Origin of the sequence: uncultured Photobacterium sp. (genome assembly GCF_947502415.1) — a bacterium.
Lineage (GTDB): Bacteria > Pseudomonadota > Gammaproteobacteria > Enterobacterales > Vibrionaceae > Photobacterium.
In genome coordinates this window covers 1-2,462 of the sequence record NZ_CANMZV010000064.1, presented here as the reverse complement: position 1 = coordinate 2,462, position 2,462 = coordinate 1, and the positions used below count along the sequence as shown (strand labels likewise).

Below are 2,462 nucleotides of genomic sequence, written 5' to 3'. Positions count from 1 at the left end.
CTGGAACAACTTTATGCATTGTATTTGTGCAAATCATTAAAAAATCAGCACCGCCAGCTTCTACTGACTTTGCTGCATTCGATAATATCAATGCCGTTTCATTCCATTTGCCTTCATGTTGTAACTTTTCAATTTCATCGAAATTTACGCTATATAAGCAAATTTTTGCAGAATGTAGGCCACCAAGTTCAGACTTAACTCCTTCATTGATTGCCTTATAATAGCTGGCAGTTGATTCCCAACTCATACCACCTAACATTCCGATTGTTTTCATTCTGTACTCCATAATTTAAACGGCAATATAACGCCTGCCATAAGGTGTGCCCCACTGAACCAGCAAAGCGCACCGAACTCCATACCAAAACCGCCGAGTGTAATGCATCACCTTGATGGCTTTGTTATGGCGCAAAACCTTTTGATTTAATTACGTTTATCGCTTAACTCTCCGCATTCTGAGTCCTTGCTCTTCAGCATGCAAGATAACGGCAACAAAATCGGAATTTCATTGGCAATGAATCTGAAAGCGCCTTAATAAACGAGAAAACAACCACTAACCAGATGCCAATTCTTGTTGCGGCACTCGGACTTTGGCAACCCAAAGTTACAGAGGAGAAGAAACCTTGTGACCACCAAGCAGATAACCGCAACCTGCGTAAAAACCATCATCGTGTGATAACCAATTGCGGCTAGAGAACTTAGGGAATTTCGGGGCAAAATTGGCAACGAATTTTGTTTGCGCCATGCTGCAAACCGCAATAATCGCTGGACGATTCTCTCCGCATTGCGACTGATAAGAAATTGATGAAACTGCCGCCATTGATGAACCGAACCATGATGACTACAGACCAGTAAGAGCCATAACGCCTAACATAAGGTGCGCCACGATGAACTCACCAAGCGCACTGGACTCCATACCAAAACCGCCGAGTGTAACGCGTCACCTTGATGTTTTTGTTATGTGCGAAATTTAAGTGACTGAAGTACATGGTATTTAATGAAGTCATTTTTCCCCGAGCAATAGCTATCTGGATCATTATTGCAACCAAGTGCAACTTTCGTCTTCAACCTTCCGTACTCTGTGGCTATATCAGGATGTGCAATCAAGTAATCTCGAAATGCTATATGTCGTACAACATTACTATCACCAACTTTGAAAGCATGGAGATGATGAGTACGATTGTTGCCACCTTTTTGGAAAAAACGACGTCCTGCTATTCCAAACTCACCTTTTGATTCATAACCTAATGAAATTAAACCTGATGATAGAACATCAAGAGAATGCAAATCAGTAACTTCCAGAAGAATATCAATGATAGGTTTTGCAGCTAAACCGGTAACAGAAGTGCTTCCAATATGATGGATGTTTACTACTGTCTGACCCACGACATCACTGATTGCTCTTGATTCCAATTCAAACAGCTCAGCCCACTTCGGATCGTAGCTTACAACTTCAATGATTCGTTTACTCACTATCATTCCCTTAGCACATAACGCCGGGCATAAGGTGCACCAACACCGAACCAGCCAAGCGCACCAAACTCCATACCAAAACTGCCGAGTGTAACGTGTCACCTTGATGCCTTTGTTAGGCGAATTTTCTTATGGAGTGAATGAATAAAAGCTAAGCTTTCTATGAAACTCGCTATTGTCACCAGTCTTAACCGTCGATAGAAATACCGGAGACTTAGGCAGTTCATCCCAACTAACTGCACCACCTTGGATTGTACTGACCGAGTTACCAAATAGGTCATAACCCTTTTCAAAATAACAACGTTGAACAGAACTCATGGAGCTTTGAGAGGAAAAACAACTGTCTTCACTAATAATTGGAACATTCAATCCAATAAGAATAACCTTAGCTTCATGCGAACCTATCAAAAGAGGCAGCGACAAAGGCTTCAACTCACGGTCAAATGTCCCCACGGTTATATTACTGTAATCTATGAGGCTTCCAGCACCTGAGAACAGTTTTGTGTCAATATCTTTAATCGTCACCGTTCGATCAAGGCTATTGTAAGCTGTAAACTCCCAGAAGAATGGTCCAGAAATTTTGAAAACCTCATCCGATATACCATCTTGAAAGTCGAAATGTTGCTTTAAAGGGACACTAGTAGGTATTGGCGACACATCAATATCTATTTTATCGCCTTCAGGTACGAATTGGTGGTATGCCGTGACTAAAGCAATCATTAAGCCTAATACACCAATAACTGAGTTCACCGTTTCATGCTTAATCATTACCACTCCATTCAAAAACGTGATCTACTCGCCTAACGCCGAACATAAGGTGCGCCCCACCAAACTGACAAAGTGCACCGAACTTCATACCAAAACCGTCGAGTGTAACGCGTCACCTTGATGTTTTTGTTAGGCTTGCCGGATTCGATACATTTTCCTCGGTACTAACCATGATGAACCCAACTATTTATTGATGAAGTTCAATTCCTTTCGGGAACATTGCC

The 2,462-nt window shown here is 41.8% G+C and carries 4 protein-coding genes; all 4 read right to left on the bottom strand.

The window, feature by feature from the left end; genetic code table 11:
- Positions 1 to 274 (bottom strand): aspartate/glutamate racemase family protein (locus Q0852_RS23410; RefSeq protein WP_299022796.1); only part of this gene is annotated, 274 nt, incomplete at its 3' end.
- A 327-nt stretch (positions 275 to 601) separates the two neighbouring features.
- Positions 602 to 817 (bottom strand): hypothetical protein, encoded by a 216-nt coding sequence (locus Q0852_RS23405; protein WP_299022793.1) that lies wholly within the window; start codon positions 815 to 817, stop codon positions 602 to 604.
- A gap of 137 nt (positions 818 to 954) precedes the next feature.
- A complete protein-coding gene (locus tag Q0852_RS23400; RefSeq protein ID WP_299022791.1) occupies positions 955 to 1,470 on the bottom strand; it encodes a GrpB family protein in 516 nt (171 codons plus the stop codon).
- Positions 1,471 to 1,599: 129 nt separating this feature from the next.
- A complete protein-coding gene (locus Q0852_RS23395; protein ID WP_299022788.1) occupies positions 1,600 to 2,238 on the bottom strand; it encodes a hypothetical protein in 639 nt (212 codons plus the stop codon).
- Positions 2,239 to 2,462 lie beyond the last annotated feature (224 nt).

Excerpts from the sequence above, each read along its gene's own strand:
- Q0852_RS23395 (WP_299022788.1), bottom strand. The coding sequence starts at position 2,238 with ATGATTAAGCATGAAACGGTGAACTCAGTTATTGGTGTATTAGGCTTA.
- Q0852_RS23405 (WP_299022793.1), bottom strand. The coding sequence starts at position 817 with ATGGCGGCAGTTTCATCAATTTCTTATCAGTCGCAATGCGGAGAGAAT.